Below are 18,052 nucleotides of genomic sequence, written 5' to 3'. Positions count from 1 at the left end.
TGCAGGGTGCGACCCGTCCCGGCTGGATGCCGGAACAGGTCAGGTCGGGTGCTGCTTAGAGGGGGGTGCCCGCCTCGATGCGGTACGCCTGCTGGGGATCTTCAATGGCGACGAGGCGGATGATGCAGCCGTCGCCTCGGTCCCAGTTCCAGGGGAAGAAGGCGAAGGTCACGCGCTTTCCGGTGACGGCATCGAGATCGCCGCCTACATTTTCGATGCCGAGAATGCCGTTGGTGAAGAGCTTGCGGTGGACCGGCTCCCACTCGGGGTGGTCCTCCTTCCAGTCCCGGCCGCCGGACCACGCCTTGTATTCTTCGGCAAGGTGAGGATGCAGCGGGCCGTTGCGGTGGGGTCCGATGGCGGTGGCCAGCGGATGGTCATTGGCCTGGGTATCGTGGCCGACCACCTTCACCCGCTTTTCGACGAACCAGTCACCGGCCGAGGCAACAAAGCCCGGCGCGTAGCAGAAATACTCCGCATTGTCGTCGTAGAGCTTGTGCCAGCCGGTATTGACGATGACCACGTCGCCCGGGCGCACATGTACCCCGGCGGCCTCTTCAAGATCCTCGTAGGTGATGGGCTCCCACTTCTTCTTCGGGATCGAGACGACGATCCCGGTGCCGAAGAAATGCGGCAAGGGAACTTCATCGATGAAGGGTGTGCCTTCCACCACGTGGGCCGGGGCATCGATATGGGTCGTGTTGTGCATCGTGGTGGTGATGCGCTGGGTCAGGACCCCCGATTTTGCCATGTAATGGATGCGTTCGATCTGCACATCCTGGAAATACGGCCAGTTCGGAGACTGGAAACCGAAGCGGTGTGACAGATTATAGAACTTGAGTCCCATGTCGTTGTGAAGATTCGACTGGAACTCGATGCCACGGATCGTGACACTCATTCAACGCCTCCCAGCGTCTTGCCCTCGGCGAGGGCGGATCTTTTTCGTTGCTTCAGGGATATGGCGCACGAAGGGAGTGGTCAAACAGAATGATACATGTGTATTGTGATGCGATACACATCCATGGAGCGGGCGATGACGGAGGAGGGAGCGGCCATCCGCGAAGGGGGCGGGATCCAGGTGATTGCGCGGGCGGCGGCCATCCTGCGGTCGCTGAAGAACGTGCGTTCCGGCCTAAGCCTTGCGCAGATCGCAGGCCGGGTGGGTCTCCCGCGCTCGACCGTGCAGAGGATCGTCAATGCCCTGCTGGAGGAGGACCTGGTGATTTCCGCAGGTCCGGAAGGCGGCTACCGCCTCGGGCCGGAGATCCACGCGCTCTCACGCTCGGGAAAGATCGACATCGTCGAGCAGGTGCGCGCCCACATCGTCGCGCTCTCCCAGGCGACGGGCGAGACCGTGGACTTCTCCGTGCTGCGCGGGAGCGAGGTGCTCTTCCTCGATCAGGTGACGGGAACGCACAGGCTGCGGGCGGTCTCGGCGGTCGGTGACATTTTTCCGCTGACAAATACGGCCAACGGCAAATGCTGCCTTGCTCTGCTCGAACCCGAGCGAGCACGGGCCCTGGTTCGCAAGGAACTTCCCGGCACGAAACGACTGGACGCCGTGCTCGCCGAAATCGCCGAGGTGCGACGGACGGGCATCGGCTTCAATCACGAGGAGCACACCGTCGGGATCAGTGCCGTGGGCATCGGCTTCCGCGATGCCGCAGGCGGAATCTATTCGATCTCCATCCCCGTTCCCACCTCACGCTTTGAACTCGTGCGAGATGATGCAATCCGCCATCTGCAGGCTCACAAGAGCCAGATCATCGAAGAGTTGGGGGCTGGTAACAAAAATTTCCGCGTGGCGTGACTTATCTTGGATCCGAATATTTGAACAATATTCGGCTGCCAAGCAGCGCTTACGCGCCGCCACCCCCGAAGCGATAGACCGGGATGCCGAGCTTGCGGGCCTTGTCGGCAAGATTGTCCTGGATTCCCGTGCCGGGGAAGATGATGACCCCGATGGGCATGACCGACAGCATCTGATCGTTGCGCTTGAAGGGAGCGGCCTTGGCGTGCTTTGTCCAATCGGGCTTGAAGGCCACCTGCGGCACTTTGCGGGCATCGGCCCAGCAGGCCGCGATCCTCTCGGCGCCCTTGGGCGAACCGCCATGCAGCAGCACCATGTCCGGGTGCTTGGCATGGACCTGGTCGAGCTTGGCCCAGATGAGCCTGTGATCGGCCGTGTCGCCACCGGAGAAGGCGATCTTCGGACCTGCGGGTATCAGCACCTCGCTCTCAGCGCGCCTGCGGGCAGCGAGGAAATCGCGGCTGTCGATGAGGGCTGCGGTGAGGTGCCGATGGTTCACCAGGGATCCGGTGCGTGGGCGCCAGGCTGAGCCGGTGTGGCGCTCGAAGGCATCGGCGGCCTCGTCGCGCATTTGCTCGAAGGCGTCGCGCCGCTCCACGAGGCTCTGCCCCTCGGCGATGAGGCGTTCCAGTTCCACCGAGCGCACCTCGCTGCCGTCCTGCTCCTGTTGGCTGCGGCGCTGGCCCTGCTCGTTGTCGTCAAGGGTGCCCGAGAGTCGGCCGGCGGCACGGTGGAAGAGATGGACCGTCGACCACAGGAGATCGGGAAGATCCGGCTCGAGGCGGGTATCCTGCAGCGTCGCGATGAGAGCGTCGAAGATGTCGACGATGGCGCCGGTGACACGGGCGGCCTCGGGAAGCGGCCGGGGATCAGGCTCGTCGTTGAGCGGGCGATAGCCGTAGAGCTGAAGCTCCTGCAGCAGCTGATCCGTGGGCGAAGAAGCGTGGTGGGGCTCGTCGTGCTCGGTGCTCATGGGAGGCTCTGTCGGTTGGACCGCAGCCTTGCGGCCTTCATGGCGACGAAGCCGGCGGGCGGGACGTACCTGCACCCCGCGGGAAGCGCGGGGCCGGAGCGTGAGCGGAGGATGGCGGAGGCCGGCGATTTTGTTTCGCGATGGAAAGGCGCGTGTCGGGGCCCCGCGACGCCCGCGTCGTGGGGAAGCACCGCCGCCGGAAAATCGTCGGCCGCAGCCATTGCCGGTCGGGCCCGCTTGCCGGCCGATCGCCCTCTGGAAGGCCTGGCTGCGGGCTTCTCCGATGTCGGTGGGCACCAGAGCGCGGTGTGAGAGCATCCCCGCTCCCTGCCACTCCAGATTACGAGCTCCGCAGCATGAAGCGGGCGACGTCTTCGGGAGCAAGCTGGCATCTGATTTCAGCTCGCATAGTGTCGACGCCAAAGGCGCGCAGATCCTCGTTGAAGTCGCCGAGCGTGGGCGAGAGCACGATGGCCTCGACTCCGGCGGAGTTCGCTCGTGCGGTGAGGCTGCCTCGCGCTTTGTTGCCGGCCGGATCGGTGTCGCGGACGACGTAGAGCCGTCGCAATCCAGATGGGAAGGCGATGGCGGCAAGGTGCGCGGCCGAGAGCGCCGCGGCCATGGGGAGGTTGGGCAGCGCCGTGCGCACGGAAAGGATGGTTTCGATGCCCTCGCCGGCGGCCATCACATCGTCAGCCCTGCCGAAGCGAACCGCATGCTCCAGCAGGTGGCCCATAGCGCGCCGGGGTGTGGCGATGGTGGCCTTGTCCGATCCATCCGGAGCGAGCCATGTCCGGTGGATGCCCATGATCCGTCCCGTGAGATCGGCGACGGCCGCGATCATGGCTGGCAGGAGTTGAGTGGACCCGTGTGCATCTGGACGATAGTAGCAGCGCGGGTGAAAGCGCAGGCTGCCGGTTTCGTGCAAAGCCGTGATGCCGCGGTTCCGCAGATACGTCTCCACGATTGTGCCCGGAATAGGCTGTGCTGCAGCGAACAGTCGATGTGCCGAGATAACCGGATCTCGCGGGGAGCATGGCCGTGTGCGAGGGGGGGCTTCCGCGTATCGTAAGGCTGGCGGAAGGCGCAGAAATGCTTGGGCCTCGGCGACCACATCGCTGAAGTTGGATAGGCCCCGGCTTTCGCGGATCACGTCGAGCAGGTCACCGTGCTCCCCCGTGGCCGCATCGGTCCATTTTCCGGCCGGGCCATGTGCACTGTCTCGCAGCCGCACGAACATGGAGCGGCCGGGCGCATTGCGGGCATCTCCCACCTGCCAATAGTGACCCTGCCGCCGGCCTGCGGAGAGATAATGGCGGCAGACAGCCTCTGCCTGCCGCCCCAGCCGCCGGGTGAGGTCGTGCGCAGCATCCTTCATGGGGAAGCTCCAATAGAATGGCCCGCCGTCCGGGCCACGCGACAGGGGGAGCGCGAGGCGACGAGCGGCGGGCCAGGTTGCCCGGGAGGATTATTCGGCAGCGATCGGGGGAGAGACCGCTTCGGGCTCCTCACTATCGGCGAGGTCCCCGCTGTCGCCTATGGCCGTTTCGCCGTCGATCTCCGCCGTCTCTTCGCCAGCGGTGTCGCAGGGCTGGGTCCGCAGGGCTTCCGGGAGCCAGCCGCTGTCGGCGAGAAGCGTTTCGGCCTCCCGGGCCATGTCGCCCTTCTTGAGGTGGGCGATCCGCTCCGCCAAACGTTCCCCCTTGGCCTCGGTCAACGCCTGCAGAATGCGGGCCTTGGTCACCCGGCCGAGGAAGGTGTCGACGGTGGGCTTCCATCCGGCGGCCGCCATGTCGAGTGACACCGCCTGCGCCAGCCGGTCGGCATGGGCGAAGGCGCGTGGACGCCGGTTCCACGCCTCATGCACCGCATTGACCGAGAGGCTCACCACATGGGCGAACAAGGCGGCGCGGCTGTCATGGTCCCAGCCGCCCAGGGTGTCCCAGAGCGCACCCGGCTCCTTGGGCAACGCCTTCGCCCAGCTCTCGTGCCGGACGCGGATGGCCTCAGCCGAGACGCTGCCGTTGAGGCCCGGTGCTTGGGCGTTGAACGACACGCTCTTGAGATCGAGCTCGAGGCAGCTATCCGAGCCATAGGCGTAGAAGGCCTTCAGCGTCAGGGCGTGGACCGCCGCGAGGAATGCGATGTCGGGCTGTTCGCCCAGCGCATGGCGCAGGCCGAGGGTCCGATGGGTCGTCAGCTCCGTGAGCAACCGGTCGGAGATCGGAGTGAGGCCGTCCTCCTCCTCGGGCTCAGCAGGGGCATCGGGTGTGGCCGCCTGCTGGAGAGAAGTCGATGCCACATGGTCTGCATCATCGGTCTCGGTGGAAGTGGCATGCTCCTCTTCGACCGGCACCTCGTCCTCCGGGCGGACATAACCCCGCTCCACCCGGAGCTTGCCGTCCTGGGCGATGCTGACGAAGGCGCCGGCGCGGCCACCTCCGCCGGATCGAACGCAAGGGGCCGCGTCTCGAAGGCCTCCAGCATCGCTTCAAGCTCGCCGAGCCGTGCATCCACCTCCTCCGGCAGATCGTCGGCATCGGCATGTTGGTCGGACAGACGATCGTATTCCGCCTGGGCGGTCTCTCGTGCAGCCTCCTCCTCCTCGGTCACCGACGCGGGCTCGCCCCGCAACTGGCGCAGGCCGTAAGTGTGGCCATAGGCGAAGTCCGGCGCCACCTCGATCCACTTCCAGCCTTCACTCCGGATCGCCTCGGCATCAGCGGCAAGCTTCTCCGCCACCATCCGGTCGACGAGGGTTACGTCCTGCAGCCAACCGCCATCATCACTCTGGAACAGGTCGCGCAGCACCGTGCCGCCGGCCGTCCCGTAGGCTTCGATGCCGATGAAGCGGGCCCGCTTGTCGCAGGCCCGAACCGCGCCTTCGGTCAGCATGCGCCGGATGGCATAGGGCTGCTTGTCGTAAGTCTGGGCGAGACGCTCCAGCACCTGCTCCTGCCGCTCATGGTCGCCCGACACGGTGAATGCCATGAGCTGGTCGAGGCTGAGGCCATCCTCGGCATAGGTGTCGAGCAGCTTTTGAGAAAGGGAGGCGAGCTTCAGCCGCTGCTTCACGACCGCGACGGAGACGAAGAAGGCCGCCGCGATCTCCTCCTCCGACTGGCCCTTCTCCCGAAGGGCGAGGAAGGCGCGGAACTGGTCGAGGGGATGCAGCGGTGCGCGCTGGACGTTCTCGGCCAGGGAATCCTCCTCGGCGATGCCGCCCTCGCGGACGATGCAGGGCACTGGCGCGGTCCGGGCGAGGCGCTTGCGCTTCACCAGAAGCTCCAGCGCCCGATAGCGCCGCCCGCCGGCGGGGATCTCGTACATGCCGGTCTCGACGCCATCGGCATCGACCACGGCGCGGACGTTGAGGCCCTGGAGCAGACCGCGTCGGGCGATGTCCTCGGCGAGTTCCTCGATGGAAATGCCCGCCTTCACCCGGCGAACGTTGGACTGGCTGAGCACCAGCTTGTTGAAGGGGATGTCCCGCGAGGACGAAAGGGTGATCTTCTGAACAGCCGTGGCCATGGGGTGCGTCTCCGCGACGGGCGGCCGGAGAACCTCTCTCTGACCTCCAACCCGTCACGAAGCACGGCGCCGCCCTCTTCCTCTGAAGGCAGCGCTGCAGAACCGACGATCCGGAACAACGCAAAGCCGGAGACACGACAATCCGCATCTCCGGCTTTGCGGATCTCAGGCGGCCCGGTCGAGGAGCTTCTTCGCCCGGGCCTCCAGATCGAGGCGGGCGTCCTGGTGCGGCTTGTCCCGCGCCACCGCGGTGATGCCCTGCACGAAGTCGAAGATGCTCTCGGGTTTCCGGCCCTCCTCGGCGAGCACGGTGTCGATCACCTTCTGCGTCTCCGCCTTGGAGAAGCCCTTGCGGCGCAGGAACTCGGTGCGATCCTCGTCGCTGCGTGCCACGATGCGCTCGCGCGCCGCCCTGATGCCGTTGACGAAGGGCATGGGGGAGGAATTGGCAAAGCGCTCCAGGGGCGGCGCGGCCTGATGGGCGAAGCGGGATGCGGCATACTTCGAGTGGCGGATGGTGATCTCCTCGAAATCCTCGACACCCCACAGGTTCCGGTTCTGGCAGACCGCCCGGAGATAGAAGCTGGCGATGCCCAGCGTCTTCGCCCCCACCTCGGAGTTCCAGCAATAGAAGCCTCGGAAAAACAGGTCGGGGGAACCGTCCGGCAGCCGACCGGCCTCGATGGGATTGAGGTCATCCACGAGGAACAGGAAGACGTCCCGGTCCGAGGCATAGAGGGTGGTGGTGTCCTTCGTGATGTCGACGCGGGGATTGTAGATGCCGGTCGACCAGTCGAGCACGCCCGGCACCTTCCAGCGGGTGTCGCCGGTGCCGTTGCCGGCGATGCGGCGCACGGCGTCCACCAGCTCATGGTCATAGATGCGGCCGTAGTCAGGGCCGGTCACTGCCCGGAGTTCAACCCGGCCGTCCTCCACCTCCAGCGTCTTGACCTGCTCAGCACGGTGCGTCAGCAGGCCGTGCTGCAGGTTGATGCCGGCGAGCGGCGCCGGGAGCTGACGCAAATAGGCCGCCGGTGCCCCAATGAGGCTGGCGAGCTGGCCGAAGCTCCAATGGGTGGGGGCAACAGGAGCCTCCGTCCCTGGCAGCGCGAGCGTCAGCCGGTCCGGCGCCTCGCGGCTCGCCTCGACGCGGATGGCGGCGCTCTCCACGGTTCGCGTCCGGCTTCGGTCGGAGCGACCTCGCACCGCGCCGTACAGCTCAGACAGGGACAGGTAGCGCTCGTCCGCCGGCCGGGAAAACCATTCGGATGACACACGGCCGTTCCGCTCGCCGCGGCTCGCATCCACCCTGTACCCGCCCGCCGCATCGCGGCGTCCATCCAGAACCTGAACATCAGTCATGGGATCAAACTCCACGACGGGCGCCGGAAAGCTCTCTCCCGGTCCTCAACCCGTCGAGAAATTCCGATCCAACCTCTCACTCTCAGCGGACGACCTGGCTCGTCCAGGGTGGTCGATTTGCGTCCGCCGAGAGCTTCCACCAAACCCCATCGAGGCTCTCGGAGATGTCTTCGAGCAGGCAGCCGCGCGGGACCGCAACAGAAGTACGCCTGACATATTATCCGGCTGCTTCCCGGCATGGCTAAGCCTTAGGTCCCGCTGGCCCAGCCTAAAGTCGGCGCGGAAAACCCTTTTCCGATCGCCTTCGGAGAAGCGCTGGCTATTGCCTACAGCCACATCCGACCGACGTGTGGAAAGCGCATCGTAGAGGATCGTGGGCAATGCGGCCCAATGGCAAACTTCAGCCAAAACCGTTTCAAATCCGGAAACTGAAACGGTGAACTTGGGCTAAGTCATTGATTTAATGGCGCGCCGGACGGAATGAAACCGCGAACGCATATGTGATTGACGTTATTATATAATATACTGGCCTCGCTCAGACACGCCGTACGAGCGCCTTCCACTCCCCGCGCGCGACATCAACGAACGCATGGCCGCGGTCACCCTGCCCTCGCGCTTTGTCGTCCGAATGTAGAGCGTGGCATCTGAATGCCGTGTTCGGCACACGCCGGCCACGCTCGCCGAAGCGATCCGCTATGCGCGCTCGCGCTGGGAGGGCCTCACCCCCGTCATCGCCTCGCTCGTCGAGACCTGCAAGCTCAACGGCATCGACCCCCAGGCCTACCTCGCTGACATCATCACCCGCATCGTCAACGGCCATCGCAACAGCCGCATCGACGACCTCATGCCATGGGCCTATCGCAAGAGCGAGCTCGCCGACGCAGTGCGCAGCGAGGGGCAGGTGTCGATCCAGGGGGCCTGCGCGATCCGTGACCAATGATGGGATCGCAACCGAGGAGATTGCGCGCCCCTGCTGAACGGACGGACGCAACAGATTACCAAGTATGAAATCGCATCAGGCGAAGCGCTTAAGCGTCACAATGGGAATTGTCGGGCAAGCCAGGTGGAGCGGTACGACGCCCCTCGCCAGGTCCACGCTCGCAAATGTTCCGGCGTAGAACTCAGCGATCCTCGTCGCTCCAATACACACCCAGCTTCTGTCTGCGCTGATGAAAACTCTCAATGTGTGACACGACGTCCGTCGGCGCATCGGCAACGATAAAAGCCATGAGGGTTTCGAAAAGTGCCGTGAGAGCAACGGTAGAAGTGAAAAATTGAGCTGTATGCGTAGGCACTGTGAAAACATATGCTGCACCCGCGGCAAATGGGGCTGCCATACTATCCGTTACGGCAATAACGTAAGCCCCGCGTTCGCGGGCTAGTCGAGCCGCCTGAACAACTTCACGTCGATAGGGGTGAAAATTTACCGCGACCAGCACGTCGTCCGGCTGCACCCTATCGATATCATCGATCGGCAGGTTTCCTTCACGAGGAAGTGCGGTTACAGTTTCAATCGCCATGCCGCACAAGTACGCGAAGTTTCTTGTTACCGAGTTCGATACCCCAACGCCAAGAACAAAAGTGCGCCTCGCGTGCAGAATCAGCTCCGCGGAGGCTTTAACGTTCTCAAGGGTAATACCGGCATATAGCGCCTCGATGTTGGAAAGAGCGCCGTTAGCCATATCCCCGAACAACTCACCATATCGCCCCTTCCGCGCGATGGATTGCAGCCAGCGTGCGCGATCGGGGAAGTCCTGGCGCTCTTTCAGAATCGCCTCGCGAAATGGCTCACGAAAGGCCTCATAGCCTTCGTACCCGAGAGCGCGAGCAAGCCGAACGAGGGTGTTTGGCTTGATCTGCGCGGCGTCGGCGAAGTCGCTAATTGAACTGACGCCTACCAGGCTCGGATTATCCAGCACGAACGTTGCGGCCTTCCTCAGCTGGGGGCTGAGATTGGGAATCGATTCAACCATCCGATTTTGAAGATCGCGCATACTCGTGTCCCGCTTTATTGTCATTTTTGCTCGTCCTATTCACATATGGTACGATGTGCTCGTGCTGGAAATTCGCGCTCGACCATCCGCAGGAAGCTGCCTGCGTTGGCCAGTCTTCGTAATTCCGGATTATTGGAGGGCAAGTAGGCTAGCCGTCATATCCCCTTTGATAGGCTTTGCCGCTTCCAATGCTGTGGCCCAGCGTGAAAACATGCCTAAGGCGTCTCTTTCAGGTCTCGAACCATAATAGGGCTCTCTCGATCGTCGATCGTCGATACCACGAAGGCCACCATGAGGCACCAATTTTCATGGCGAACGGCACGAACGTTTGTATTTCGGCCACGATCGTCGCGCCTGGCCGCAGTCAGATCACGGGGCCCCCGACGCCGAAATCTCCCTTGCCTCTCATTCGGCATCATTCGCTGGCGGCAAACTGGGAGAGAGCGAATATACCAATTAAACCAGCATTCGAATGGCGCCATTGCGAGATGCTGACGGCCGCCCATAACGCTAAAACGCCGGAGGTTGAGCGCCCCAGATCCGAAACTCGGCAAAAGGGGCTGTACAAGGGATGAAATTTTTGTACCATTACGTTGTCAAAGACGTTTGCTCATGGATACCATATCGAACATTTTGACCAAAAAATGAGGGGAATGACGATGACATTGAAGCGCGTGGCCGTGCTCGCGATCGCGATGGCGGCATTTTGTGGGGCCGCGAAAGCCGAGGAGTCCACTTGGGACCGTATCCAGAAAACCGGAAAAATACGGGCCGGCTGCGCAGTTTCCGAGCCGTGGTTCTACAAGGATCCCGCGACGGGTGAATGGAGTGGCGTCGGCCCCGGGATCGCTGCAAAGCTCGCCGAGGAACTCCAGGTCAAGTGGGAGTGTGTCGAGACCACCTGGGCCAATGGCGTCGCCGGACTTCAGGCGAACAACTACGACATGATGGTTGCGCTGGACGCTACGCCTCAACGAGCGCTGGCGGCAGATTTCGCGGAAGGAACGCTTCTCTACTACGCCGTGGGCGTGCTACTGCCCAAGGACAGCAAGATCACCACGTGGGCCGAGTTGAATAATCCGCAGACGACGATCGGCGTTGCCTTGGGCAGCTCGAACGACCGGGCGATCACCAAACTGCTACCAAAGGCCAATATTGAGCGGTCCAAGACCTACGCGGAGTCGCTCGCTTCGTTCTATGCAGGCCGCTCTCAGGGGGTCGGCGGCCCCTCGATGTCGCTACTGTTCTCGAATAGAGACCATCTCGACAAATACAAAGTCGTCCTGCCGATGCCGGCTAGCGTATCCACCATGTCGATCGGCGTTCGTAAGGAAACCGACAAACGTTGGCGTGACTGGCTGACGGTCGCCATGCAGTACTACTACTATCGTGGCGATACCGCGGAGATCTACTACGACTTCGTCAAGAAGCGGGGTCTCGATCCATCGTTGGTTCCGCCGATCACGCTCGAAGAGATGCGCGCCCCGGCCGCGCAGGCGAAGTAAGAACTCGTTATAGGGGCAGTCTCGTGGCATACGAGTGGAACTTCGGTCTTGTTTTTAAGTACAGTGATGTCCTCGTCGTAGGATTTATCAACACGCTGCGGCTTGGATTTTCGGCTCTGGCAATTGCCATTGTTCTCGGGCTTGTGCTGGTGATCCTTCGGCTGTCTAGATTCTGGTTCCTACGGTATCCAGTTATTGCCCTGGTCGAGTTTTTGAGAGCCTCACCGGCGATGGTGCTGCTCTTCTGGGTGTATTTCGCCCTGCCAATCGTGATTGGAGTAACACTTACTCCTTTCACGGCCGCGTGCCTCACGCTGGGGGTGCAAGCGAGTGCGTTCTTCAGCGAGGCCTATCGCGCGGGTATTGTCTCTATCGATAAGAGCCAATGGGAAGGTGGCCGAGCGCTCGGCATGAGCAGTGCCAAGCTGCTCCAGCGCATCATCCTGCCGCAGGCCTTTCGCCGAATGATCCCGCCGCTAATGGAACGCACCTTCGAGCTCACGAAGGCGACGACACAAGCGTCGGTCATCACCTACGGGGAGCTCCTGTATAACTCGCTTGTCCTAAGCGCGCAGCTTTTCCGGCCGATCGAGATTTTCTCGCTCCTCGCCGCGTTTTTCTTCGTGTTTCTCACTACTTTGTCGATGATCATGCGTCGTATCGAGGCAAAGCTTCATCTTTCGAGATTCTAGAATGATCGACACCCCGTGCCAAAATACGGAAAATTCCAATGCGTGATTTTACCTGGCGATGGGAGGCGATGCCTCAGTATTATCGCGTCTTTCTGGATGGACTTCTCGTCACGATCCAGCTTAGCGTAGCAGTCTTTTGCTTCGCGATCGTCGGGGGTATGCTGATCGGCATCGCGCGACATTCTGAGCGACGCATTTTGAACTGGCCCGCCACTGCATTCATCGAAGTCTTTCGCAACACACCCATCCTTGTCCAGCTTGTCTGGTTCTATTATGCGCTTCCTGTCATTCTGGATCAGCACATCGACGGCTTCTCATCCGCCGTGATCGCGATCGGCTGCAACACGATGGCCTACTTCGCCGAGATCTTTCGAGCAGGCATCCAGTCGGTCGAACGCGGAAGGTGGGAAGCAGGATACGCCTTGGGCATGCAATATCCCCAGGTGATGCGCAGGATTGTCCTTCCCATCACGGTTCGACGGATGCTCCCGGCGTTCGCGAACAGAGTAGTGGAAGCTGTCAAGGGAACTTCTCTGGCATCGACCATTGCAGTCGGCGATTTGATGTTCCGCGGTCAGGAGCTCGCGAATACAATCTACATGCCGTTTGAGGTATACACGGTCGTCGCAGGCATGTACTTTTTGGCGATCTATCCGCTGATAGTGGCGTCTTACTGGCTGGAAAGGCGTCTCGCACTCACCAACGGGGTCACGCTGTGATTGATCGAGAAGGTGCTATCATGCAGAATGGCAATTTGGCCTCGGCCGAAGGGCAGTCAGGCCAGGACGGTCCGATTCTTAAAGTCAGTAATCTCCACAAAGCTTTTGGAACACTACATGTTCTTAAGGGCGTGGATATGGAGGTGCGCCGCGGGCAGGTTATCTGCCTGATCGGCTCAAGCGGCTCCGGTAAGAGCACCTTCTTGCGCTGTCTCAATTTCATGGATCACCCGAGCGCCGGCTCCATCCAATTGAGAGGCAAGACGATCGGCCGCGAGAATGGTATACTCAACGGTGTCACGACGTACAAATATAAAGAATCCGAACTCGCCCAATTGCGTACGCACGTGGGAATGGTGTTTCAGCAATTCAATCTTTTTCCCCATATGACGGTTATGCAAAACGTCATGGAAGGGCCAACTACTGTTCTCAAAATCGGCCGCGCAGAATCAGCAGCTCGGGCGGAGGAAAACCTCCGCAAGGTCGGACTGCTCGAAAAGGCAAATGAATACCCATCCCGTCTTTCGGGTGGCCAGCAACAGCGTGTTGCCATAGCGCGCTCCTTGGCAATGAAGCCAGATGTTATGCTCTTTGACGAAATTACATCGTCGCTCGATCCAGAACTGGTCGGCGAAGTTCTTGGAGTGGTGCGCAATCTGGCTGAGGAAGGCATGACGATGATATCCGTCACGCACGAGCTTGGATTTGCATATCACTGTGCCAATCACGTGATGTTTCTACACCAGGGTAAGATCCTCGAAGAAGGACCTCCGGACCAGGTGCTCAAGAACCCGAATGCCGAGCGGACGAAGAAGTTTCTCGAGGGATTCACTGATTTCTACTTCTGACGCGCACGTCGGTCACGGTGGGCGCGATAAGAAACGCGTCTCGTGATGCGCTGCGTCGAAGTCGTACGGCCTGACGGGCTCTATCTTGATAGAAATGAACCGAAAATGACCAACACGTACCGCTCCAAGGTTCTCATCATCGGCTCCGGCGCCGCCGGCTACACGGCTGCGATTTATGCGTCCCGTGCCAACCTAAAGCCAATTCTGATTCGCGGCATGCAGCAGGGCGGGCAGCTCACGATAACCACCGACGTTGAGAACTATCCCGGCTTCGCGCAGACAATCCAGGGGCCGTGGCTCATGGAGCAGATGCATGCGCAGGCCCTCCACATGGGCACCCAGACGGTCGATGACAGTATCACTGCGATCGATTTCTCCGCGCGGCCCTTTACGGCTCGCGGCGAGTCCGGCGATAAGTACATCTCCGAGACCGTGATCGTGGCTACTGGAGCGAGTGCCAAGTGGCTGGGGCTTGAGAGCGAAAAGAAGCTCATGGGCTTAGGCGTATCCGCCTGCGCTACCTGTGATGGCTTTTTCTACCGGAACAGGCACGTTGCGGTTGTCGGAGGCGGAAACACCGCGGTTGAAGAGGCGCTTTATCTGACCAATTTCGCGTCGAAGGTGACGTTGATTCATCGACGCGATAGCCTGAAGGCCGAGCAGATTCTTCAAGAGCGACTGTTCGAGAACAAGAAGGTCGAGCTCATATGGGATAGCACTGTTCATGAGATTCTCGACGATCCTGCTTCTAAGCTCGTCAGGGCCGTTCGGCTTCGCAACGTAAAGACGGGAGAGCTTTCCGATACGGAGCTCCAGGGCGTGTTCGTGGCGATTGGACATCAGCCCAATACGGACCTCTTCAAAGGCCAGCTCACGCTTGATGCCGAGGGCTACATCGTTACGACGCCAGGCACGCAGAAGACGAACATCCCAGGCGTCTTTGCGGCTGGAGACGTCCAGGATCCGGTCTATCGTCAAGCTATTACGGCGGCCGGATCTGGTTGCATGAGCGCACTCGACGCCGAACGTTTCCTGGCTCATACGCGGACGGCCAAGGAGCATCAGCTGGCTCAGGTGACTGTCTGATCTCACATCTGGGGATTGCGGAAGAGTATCGTCTCCGGTGGGACGCGCGGACTTCAAATCCGTCGAGGGGTCGCTTGCGGTCCCTTGGGTTCGACTCCTAACTCTTCCGCCACTTGTTAATCTGGCCGCGGTCGCAGCGGCTGCACCGCCCCGAGTCTTCTTGACGCCGTCGGCTTTCGCATTGTTCTGCCGTTCGAACTCCATGAGTGCAGCAGGCCGTTGCGCGTCTGGTTTGGGATGCGGCGCAGATTTAGAAGCCTCGCAGCAATGCCGATTGCTCCACATTTTCAACCAGGCCTGACGGCGCGAAAGCGTCAGCCGCGAGAAGTGGGCGCACGGCAGACTGAGCCATCCGGCCTGGATCAGACCGCAATGACACAAGCAAAGGAGCATTGAATGACCAACGGTGTGGGAGCCGAGGAAGCCGCTCTCGTCGATATTGCCAGGTCTGTGCTGCCGGCCGGCACCTTCGGCAACATGCCGACCGACACTGTTATCCGACGGGGCGCTGGCGGTCGCATCTGGGATGTCAGCGGCAACGAGTATGTCGATTTGCTGATCGGCTCCGGTCCGATGTTGATCGGCCACGCCCATCCGGACGTCAACAAAGCCGTCCGCGAACAGTTGGAGCAAGGCAGTACCTTCTTTGCGAATAATGAACACGGCATTCGCCTCGCCCGGAAGATCGTCGATGCGCTGCCTTGCGCGGAACTGGTTCGGTTCACGACTAGCGGTACCGAGGCCGACGCGTATGCGATGCGTTTGGCCCGCGCCTACCGCAAGCGGAACAGGATCCTCAAGTTCGAGGGCGGTTACCATGGCATGAGTGATTGGGCGCTCATGAGCACCTGGCCCGACAAGCCAAGCAATTCAGGTCGCCCCGCGTCCGATACTGCAGGCGTGCCGGAGCACCTCAAGGACGACATGCTAGTGGCGCCTTACAACGATCTCGATGCGGCGTGTACGCTTATCCATCAGTACCGGGACGAACTCGCAGGCGTAATCGTCGAGCCGATGCAGCGACTGTTGCCTCCTGCTCCAGGCTTCCTGAAAGGGCTGAGGCAGATCACCAAGGAGTACGGCATCGTCCTGATCTTCGACGAGGTCGTGACAGGGTTCCGTCTCGCGTATGGCGGTGGGCAGACGTACTACGATGTCATCCCTGATGTCTGCACACTGGGCAAGGTTGTCGGAGGCGGCTTTGCACTGGCTGCGATCGCGGGGCGTGCCGACATCATGGCGCATTTCGATAAAACTCGTGTGGGTTCCGATGGATTCATGCCGCAGCTCGGAACTCTAAGCGGCAGTCCGGTCGCCGCTGTCGCGGGCCTTGCGACGCTGGAGGTCCTGGAGCGGCCTGGTACATACGAGCGCCTCTTTGCCACCGGCCGCGCAATTTGGAAGGGAATCGAGAACGCCTTGAAGAATGCTGGCCTGCCTGTCGCCATGACGGGCGAGTCACCAATGTTCGATGCGCTGTTCACTTCGAAGCAGGAAATCCGCAACCACCGCGATATGACGGATGTCGACGTGCCCCTCACTCGCCAGCTGAACGCACTGGTTAGAAAGAGCGGCGTCTTCAAGAGCGACAATAAAATCTACGTCTCCCTCGCCCATACGGAGCAAGACGTCCTGGACGTCATTTCTGCCTATGAGCGGGCTGCCGGACAATTGCGCTGGGACGGTCCCTGCAACTGACTCCATCTTCAGGATTTTCCTGGCGGAGGGAGTCTGCCAGCCGATTGCGGAGTGCGGGCGTGATCCGTTGTAGTCGGACCGGGCGCGAAGCTCAGGGGCACGTAGGCGCAGCGCATCGTAGCTGCCCTCATACCCCTGGCTGCGCAGATACTCGTAGATGCGGATCCGCCCACGAGGCGGCTGGCCGTGTGGGCGAGTTCTGCCCCGAGGGGGCCTCCGTCCAAGGGCCGTCCGAGATAAAATGGTGGAAGCGGTCGTACCGTGCCGGATCGATCCGCTCGGCCATGGGCTGCATGCTCTTGCGCTCGCCCGGACCGATCAGGCCCAACACATAGAGGGGACACATCTGCCGCCGCTTCTTGTGCCCCAACCGGGCGACGAATGGCTTCAGAAACTCCCTCAGCGCCCCATCCCCGCTCGCCATGGTCTGCGCTCCAATTCGGGCGCGAACCTCAGCGCGTCAGCGTTATCAATCCGTTAATCCGCGAAAGTAGTGCTAGGTTCGGTTCCGCCTGACCGCAAGATTCCTCCTGGCGGATTAAGCTCGGATTTTGACCAATGCGGGACCAGCTTCCGCGCGCCCAATCAATCGTGCAGACGTATCTCCCTGAGCGACGATGGCCTCCAACACGGCGGACGCGCAACACTCGTCGCATGCAATGAGAAGTCCGCCCGACGTTTGCGGATCGGTGAGAAGATGCCTCATCCATTCCTCACATCCCGTGGGGAGGTCGACCTCGTGGCCATAGCTCTTCCAATTGCGATGCGAGGCGCCCGTTACACAGCCTTGCTGTGCGAGGGATTTCGCATCAGGAAGTAACGGAAGCTGCCTGGCGTCGAGCTGAATCGTGAGCCCTGAGCCCCGCGCAACCTCGAGACAGTGACCAAGCAGCCCAAACCCGGTTACGTCCGTGATGGCATGCACCGATTTGTTGCGCGCCAGGTCGCTACCTACGCGGTTGAGCCGGGTCGTGGTCGCTACGAGATCAGCGTATCCCTGATCGGCCAATTTTCCCTTCTTCATCGCCGCGGAATAGACGCCGACACCGAGCGGCTTGGTCAGGATGATTGCGTCACCAGCCTTTGCATCTGTGTTTCGGCGGACGTGCTCCGGGCGGCAGGTGCCAATTACAGCGAGCCCGTAAACCGGCTCGGGCGAATCAATAGAATGCCCACCTGCTACCGGGATTCCAGCGGATGCGCATACAAAGGCGCCGCCTTCGAGAATTTTCCGGACCGTTTCTGGCGCGATCTTTTCGATCGGCATACAGAGGATGGCAAGAGCCATCACCGGCGTCCCGCCCATGGCATAGACATCTGAAATGGCGTTGGTCGCGGCGATCCGTCCGAAGTCGAAGGGATCATCAACCATCGGCATGAAGAAATCTGTCGTCGCAATGATGCAGGTGCTCTCATCGACCTGCCAAACAGCCGCGTCGTCCCCTGTTTCGACGCCAACAAGCAGGCTTTTGAAGCTCTCTTGCTTTAGCGCGGGCGAGAGAAGCTCGTGCAGGACGCTGGGCGCTAATTTGCAGCCACAGCCGCCGCCATGCGCCAAACTCATCAAACGGATCTGCTTATCGCTCATTGCCGCATTCCACTGCATACGTATCTCTATGCTTATCGCTGCGTGTGACCGCTGCTCGGACCACCAGCCGGGCTGATCTCCCAATCATTCACATGGGAGATGAGAAACGATGGCGGAAGAATTAAGAGTCGAGCCCAAGGGACCGCAAGCGCCCCTTCGACGGATTTGAAGTCCGTCGCGTCCCACTGGAGACAATACTTTTCCTCGACGTTGGCATTCGAAACCGCCCGCGCCGGCCTAGGAAAG

The 18,052-nt window shown here is 61.3% G+C and carries 13 protein-coding genes, 2 tRNA genes and 3 pseudogenes; 9 read left to right on the top strand and 9 right to left on the bottom strand.

Going from position 1 to position 18,052, the window contains the following annotated elements; all coding sequences use genetic code 11:
* Window positions 1–55: 55 nt before the first annotated feature.
* Complete coding sequence (locus XAN126_RS0106295; RefSeq protein WP_038225060.1) at window positions 56–898, bottom strand: cyclase family protein; 843 nt, start codon at window positions 896–898, stop codon at window positions 56–58.
* Window positions 899–1,021: 123 nt separating this feature from the next.
* Here XAN126_RS0106295 and XAN126_RS0106290 point away from each other — a divergent pair, with 123 nt between their 5' ends.
* A complete protein-coding gene (locus XAN126_RS0106290; RefSeq protein WP_197024010.1) occupies window positions 1,022–1,810 on the top strand; it encodes an IclR family transcriptional regulator in 789 nt (262 codons plus the stop codon).
* A 49-nt stretch (window positions 1,811–1,859) separates the two neighbouring features.
* On the opposite strand, the gene XAN126_RS0106285 is transcribed toward XAN126_RS0106290, so the two are convergent.
* The 4 genes and pseudogenes from XAN126_RS0106285 to XAN126_RS0106270 all read right to left on the bottom strand — a co-directional run bounded on the left by XAN126_RS0106285 (window position 1,860) and on the right by XAN126_RS0106270 (window position 7,676).
* Window positions 1,860–2,783 carry a DUF2493 domain-containing protein gene (locus XAN126_RS0106285; RefSeq protein ID WP_024277747.1) on the bottom strand — a complete coding sequence of 308 codons (924 nt, stop codon included), beginning with the start codon at window positions 2,781–2,783 and terminating at the stop codon, window positions 1,860–1,862.
* A gap of 340 nt (window positions 2,784–3,123) precedes the next feature.
* Window positions 3,124–4,161: a toprim domain-containing protein gene (locus tag XAN126_RS0106280; protein ID WP_024277746.1), complete on the bottom strand. Its 1,038-nt coding sequence runs from the start codon at window positions 4,159–4,161 to the stop codon at window positions 3,124–3,126.
* A 90-nt stretch (window positions 4,162–4,251) separates the two neighbouring features.
* A pseudogene (locus XAN126_RS26040) lies at window positions 4,252–6,314 on the bottom strand (ParB/RepB/Spo0J family partition protein).
* Window positions 6,315–6,479: 165 nt separating this feature from the next.
* Window positions 6,480–7,676 (bottom strand): hypothetical protein, encoded by a 1,197-nt coding sequence (locus XAN126_RS0106270; RefSeq protein WP_024277745.1) that lies wholly within the window; start codon window positions 7,674–7,676, stop codon window positions 6,480–6,482.
* Window positions 7,677–8,352: 676 nt separating this feature from the next.
* On the opposite strand from XAN126_RS0106270, the pseudogene XAN126_RS26875 reads away from it, so the two are divergent.
* Window positions 8,353–8,616: pseudogene (locus tag XAN126_RS26875) on the top strand (transposase domain-containing protein); the annotation flags it as partial.
* A gap of 181 nt (window positions 8,617–8,797) precedes the next feature.
* Here the strand turns inward: XAN126_RS26875 and XAN126_RS0106260 are convergent.
* Window positions 8,798–9,670: a MurR/RpiR family transcriptional regulator gene (locus XAN126_RS0106260; RefSeq protein WP_029876793.1), complete on the bottom strand. Its 873-nt coding sequence runs from the start codon at window positions 9,668–9,670 to the stop codon at window positions 8,798–8,800.
* Window positions 9,671–10,329: 659 nt separating this feature from the next.
* Between XAN126_RS0106260 and XAN126_RS0106255 the strand changes: the two genes are divergently transcribed.
* From XAN126_RS0106255 to XAN126_RS0106225, 7 genes are all read left to right on the top strand, one after another.
* The gene (locus XAN126_RS0106255) at window positions 10,330–11,175 is read left to right on the top strand and encodes a transporter substrate-binding domain-containing protein (protein WP_197024009.1); all 846 of its coding nucleotides are present in this window, start codon (window positions 10,330–10,332) and stop codon (window positions 11,173–11,175) included.
* 23 nt (window positions 11,176–11,198) lie between these two features.
* Window positions 11,199–11,867 carry an amino acid ABC transporter permease gene (locus XAN126_RS0106250; protein ID WP_024277741.1) on the top strand — a complete coding sequence of 223 codons (669 nt, stop codon included), beginning with the start codon at window positions 11,199–11,201 and terminating at the stop codon, window positions 11,865–11,867.
* Window positions 11,868–11,905: 38 nt separating this feature from the next.
* Complete coding sequence (locus tag XAN126_RS0106245) at window positions 11,906–12,586, top strand: amino acid ABC transporter permease (RefSeq protein WP_024277740.1); 681 nt, start codon at window positions 11,906–11,908, stop codon at window positions 12,584–12,586.
* A gap of 20 nt (window positions 12,587–12,606) precedes the next feature.
* Window positions 12,607–13,434, top strand: a complete 828-nt coding sequence (locus XAN126_RS0106240; RefSeq protein WP_024277739.1) for an amino acid ABC transporter ATP-binding protein — start codon at window positions 12,607–12,609, stop codon at window positions 13,432–13,434.
* A gap of 105 nt (window positions 13,435–13,539) precedes the next feature.
* Entirely contained in the window at window positions 13,540–14,520 is a 981-nt protein-coding gene (gene trxB, locus XAN126_RS0106235; RefSeq protein ID WP_024277738.1) for a thioredoxin-disulfide reductase, read from the top strand.
* A 19-nt stretch (window positions 14,521–14,539) separates the two neighbouring features.
* Window positions 14,540–14,632: transfer RNA gene (locus XAN126_RS0106230), tRNA-Sec, on the top strand.
* Window positions 14,633–14,916: 284 nt separating this feature from the next.
* Window positions 14,917–16,218: an aminotransferase class III-fold pyridoxal phosphate-dependent enzyme gene (locus tag XAN126_RS0106225; protein WP_024277737.1), complete on the top strand. Its 1,302-nt coding sequence runs from the start codon at window positions 14,917–14,919 to the stop codon at window positions 16,216–16,218.
* Window positions 16,219–16,382: 164 nt separating this feature from the next.
* Here XAN126_RS0106225 and XAN126_RS0106220 read toward each other — a convergent pair.
* From XAN126_RS0106220 to XAN126_RS28175, 3 genes and pseudogenes are all read right to left on the bottom strand, one after another.
* A pseudogene (locus XAN126_RS0106220) lies at window positions 16,383–16,642 on the bottom strand (transposase); the annotation flags it as partial.
* A gap of 114 nt (window positions 16,643–16,756) precedes the next feature.
* Window positions 16,757–17,806 (bottom strand): selenide, water dikinase SelD, encoded by a 1,050-nt coding sequence (selD, locus tag XAN126_RS0106215; protein WP_024277735.1) that lies wholly within the window; start codon window positions 17,804–17,806, stop codon window positions 16,757–16,759.
* Between the two features lie 110 nt (window positions 17,807–17,916).
* Window positions 17,917–18,010: transfer RNA gene (locus XAN126_RS28175), tRNA-Sec, on the bottom strand.
* Window positions 18,011–18,052 lie beyond the last annotated feature (42 nt).

The sequence above is a fragment of the Xanthobacter sp. 126 genome (genome assembly GCF_000526175.1).
GTDB classification, from domain to species: Bacteria; Pseudomonadota; Alphaproteobacteria; order Rhizobiales; family Xanthobacteraceae; genus Xanthobacter; species Xanthobacter aminoxidans.
Note: the sequence above shows the minus strand (reverse complement) of the source record. Positions and strands in the feature narration are given on the sequence as shown.

Bases quoted from the DNA above. Each gene is read 5' to 3' on its own strand.
- XAN126_RS0106295 (WP_038225060.1), bottom strand. From the start codon at position 898: ATGAGTGTCACGATCCGTGGCATCGAGTTCCAGTCGAATCTTCACAAC.
- XAN126_RS0106290 (WP_197024010.1), top strand. From the start codon at position 1,022: ATGGAGCGGGCGATGACGGAGGAGGGAGCGGCCATCCGCGAAGGGGGC.
- XAN126_RS0106285 (WP_024277747.1), bottom strand. From the start codon at position 2,783: ATGAGCACCGAGCACGACGAGCCCCACCACGCTTCTTCGCCCACGGAT.
- XAN126_RS0106280 (WP_024277746.1), bottom strand. From the start codon at position 4,161: ATGAAGGATGCTGCGCACGACCTCACCCGGCGGCTGGGGCGGCAGGCA.
- XAN126_RS0106270 (WP_024277745.1), bottom strand. From the start codon at position 7,676: ATGACTGATGTTCAGGTTCTGGATGGACGCCGCGATGCGGCGGGCGGG.
- XAN126_RS0106260 (WP_029876793.1), bottom strand. From the start codon at position 9,670: ATGCGCGATCTTCAAAATCGGATGGTTGAATCGATTCCCAATCTCAGC.
- XAN126_RS0106255 (WP_197024009.1), top strand. From the start codon at position 10,330: ATGACATTGAAGCGCGTGGCCGTGCTCGCGATCGCGATGGCGGCATTT.
- XAN126_RS0106245 (WP_024277740.1), top strand. From the start codon at position 11,906: ATGCGTGATTTTACCTGGCGATGGGAGGCGATGCCTCAGTATTATCGC.
- XAN126_RS0106240 (WP_024277739.1), top strand. From the start codon at position 12,607: ATGCAGAATGGCAATTTGGCCTCGGCCGAAGGGCAGTCAGGCCAGGAC.
- trxB (WP_024277738.1), top strand. From the start codon at position 13,540: ATGACCAACACGTACCGCTCCAAGGTTCTCATCATCGGCTCCGGCGCC.
- XAN126_RS0106225 (WP_024277737.1), top strand. From the start codon at position 14,917: ATGACCAACGGTGTGGGAGCCGAGGAAGCCGCTCTCGTCGATATTGCC.
- selD (WP_024277735.1), bottom strand. From the start codon at position 17,806: ATGAGCGATAAGCAGATCCGTTTGATGAGTTTGGCGCATGGCGGCGGC.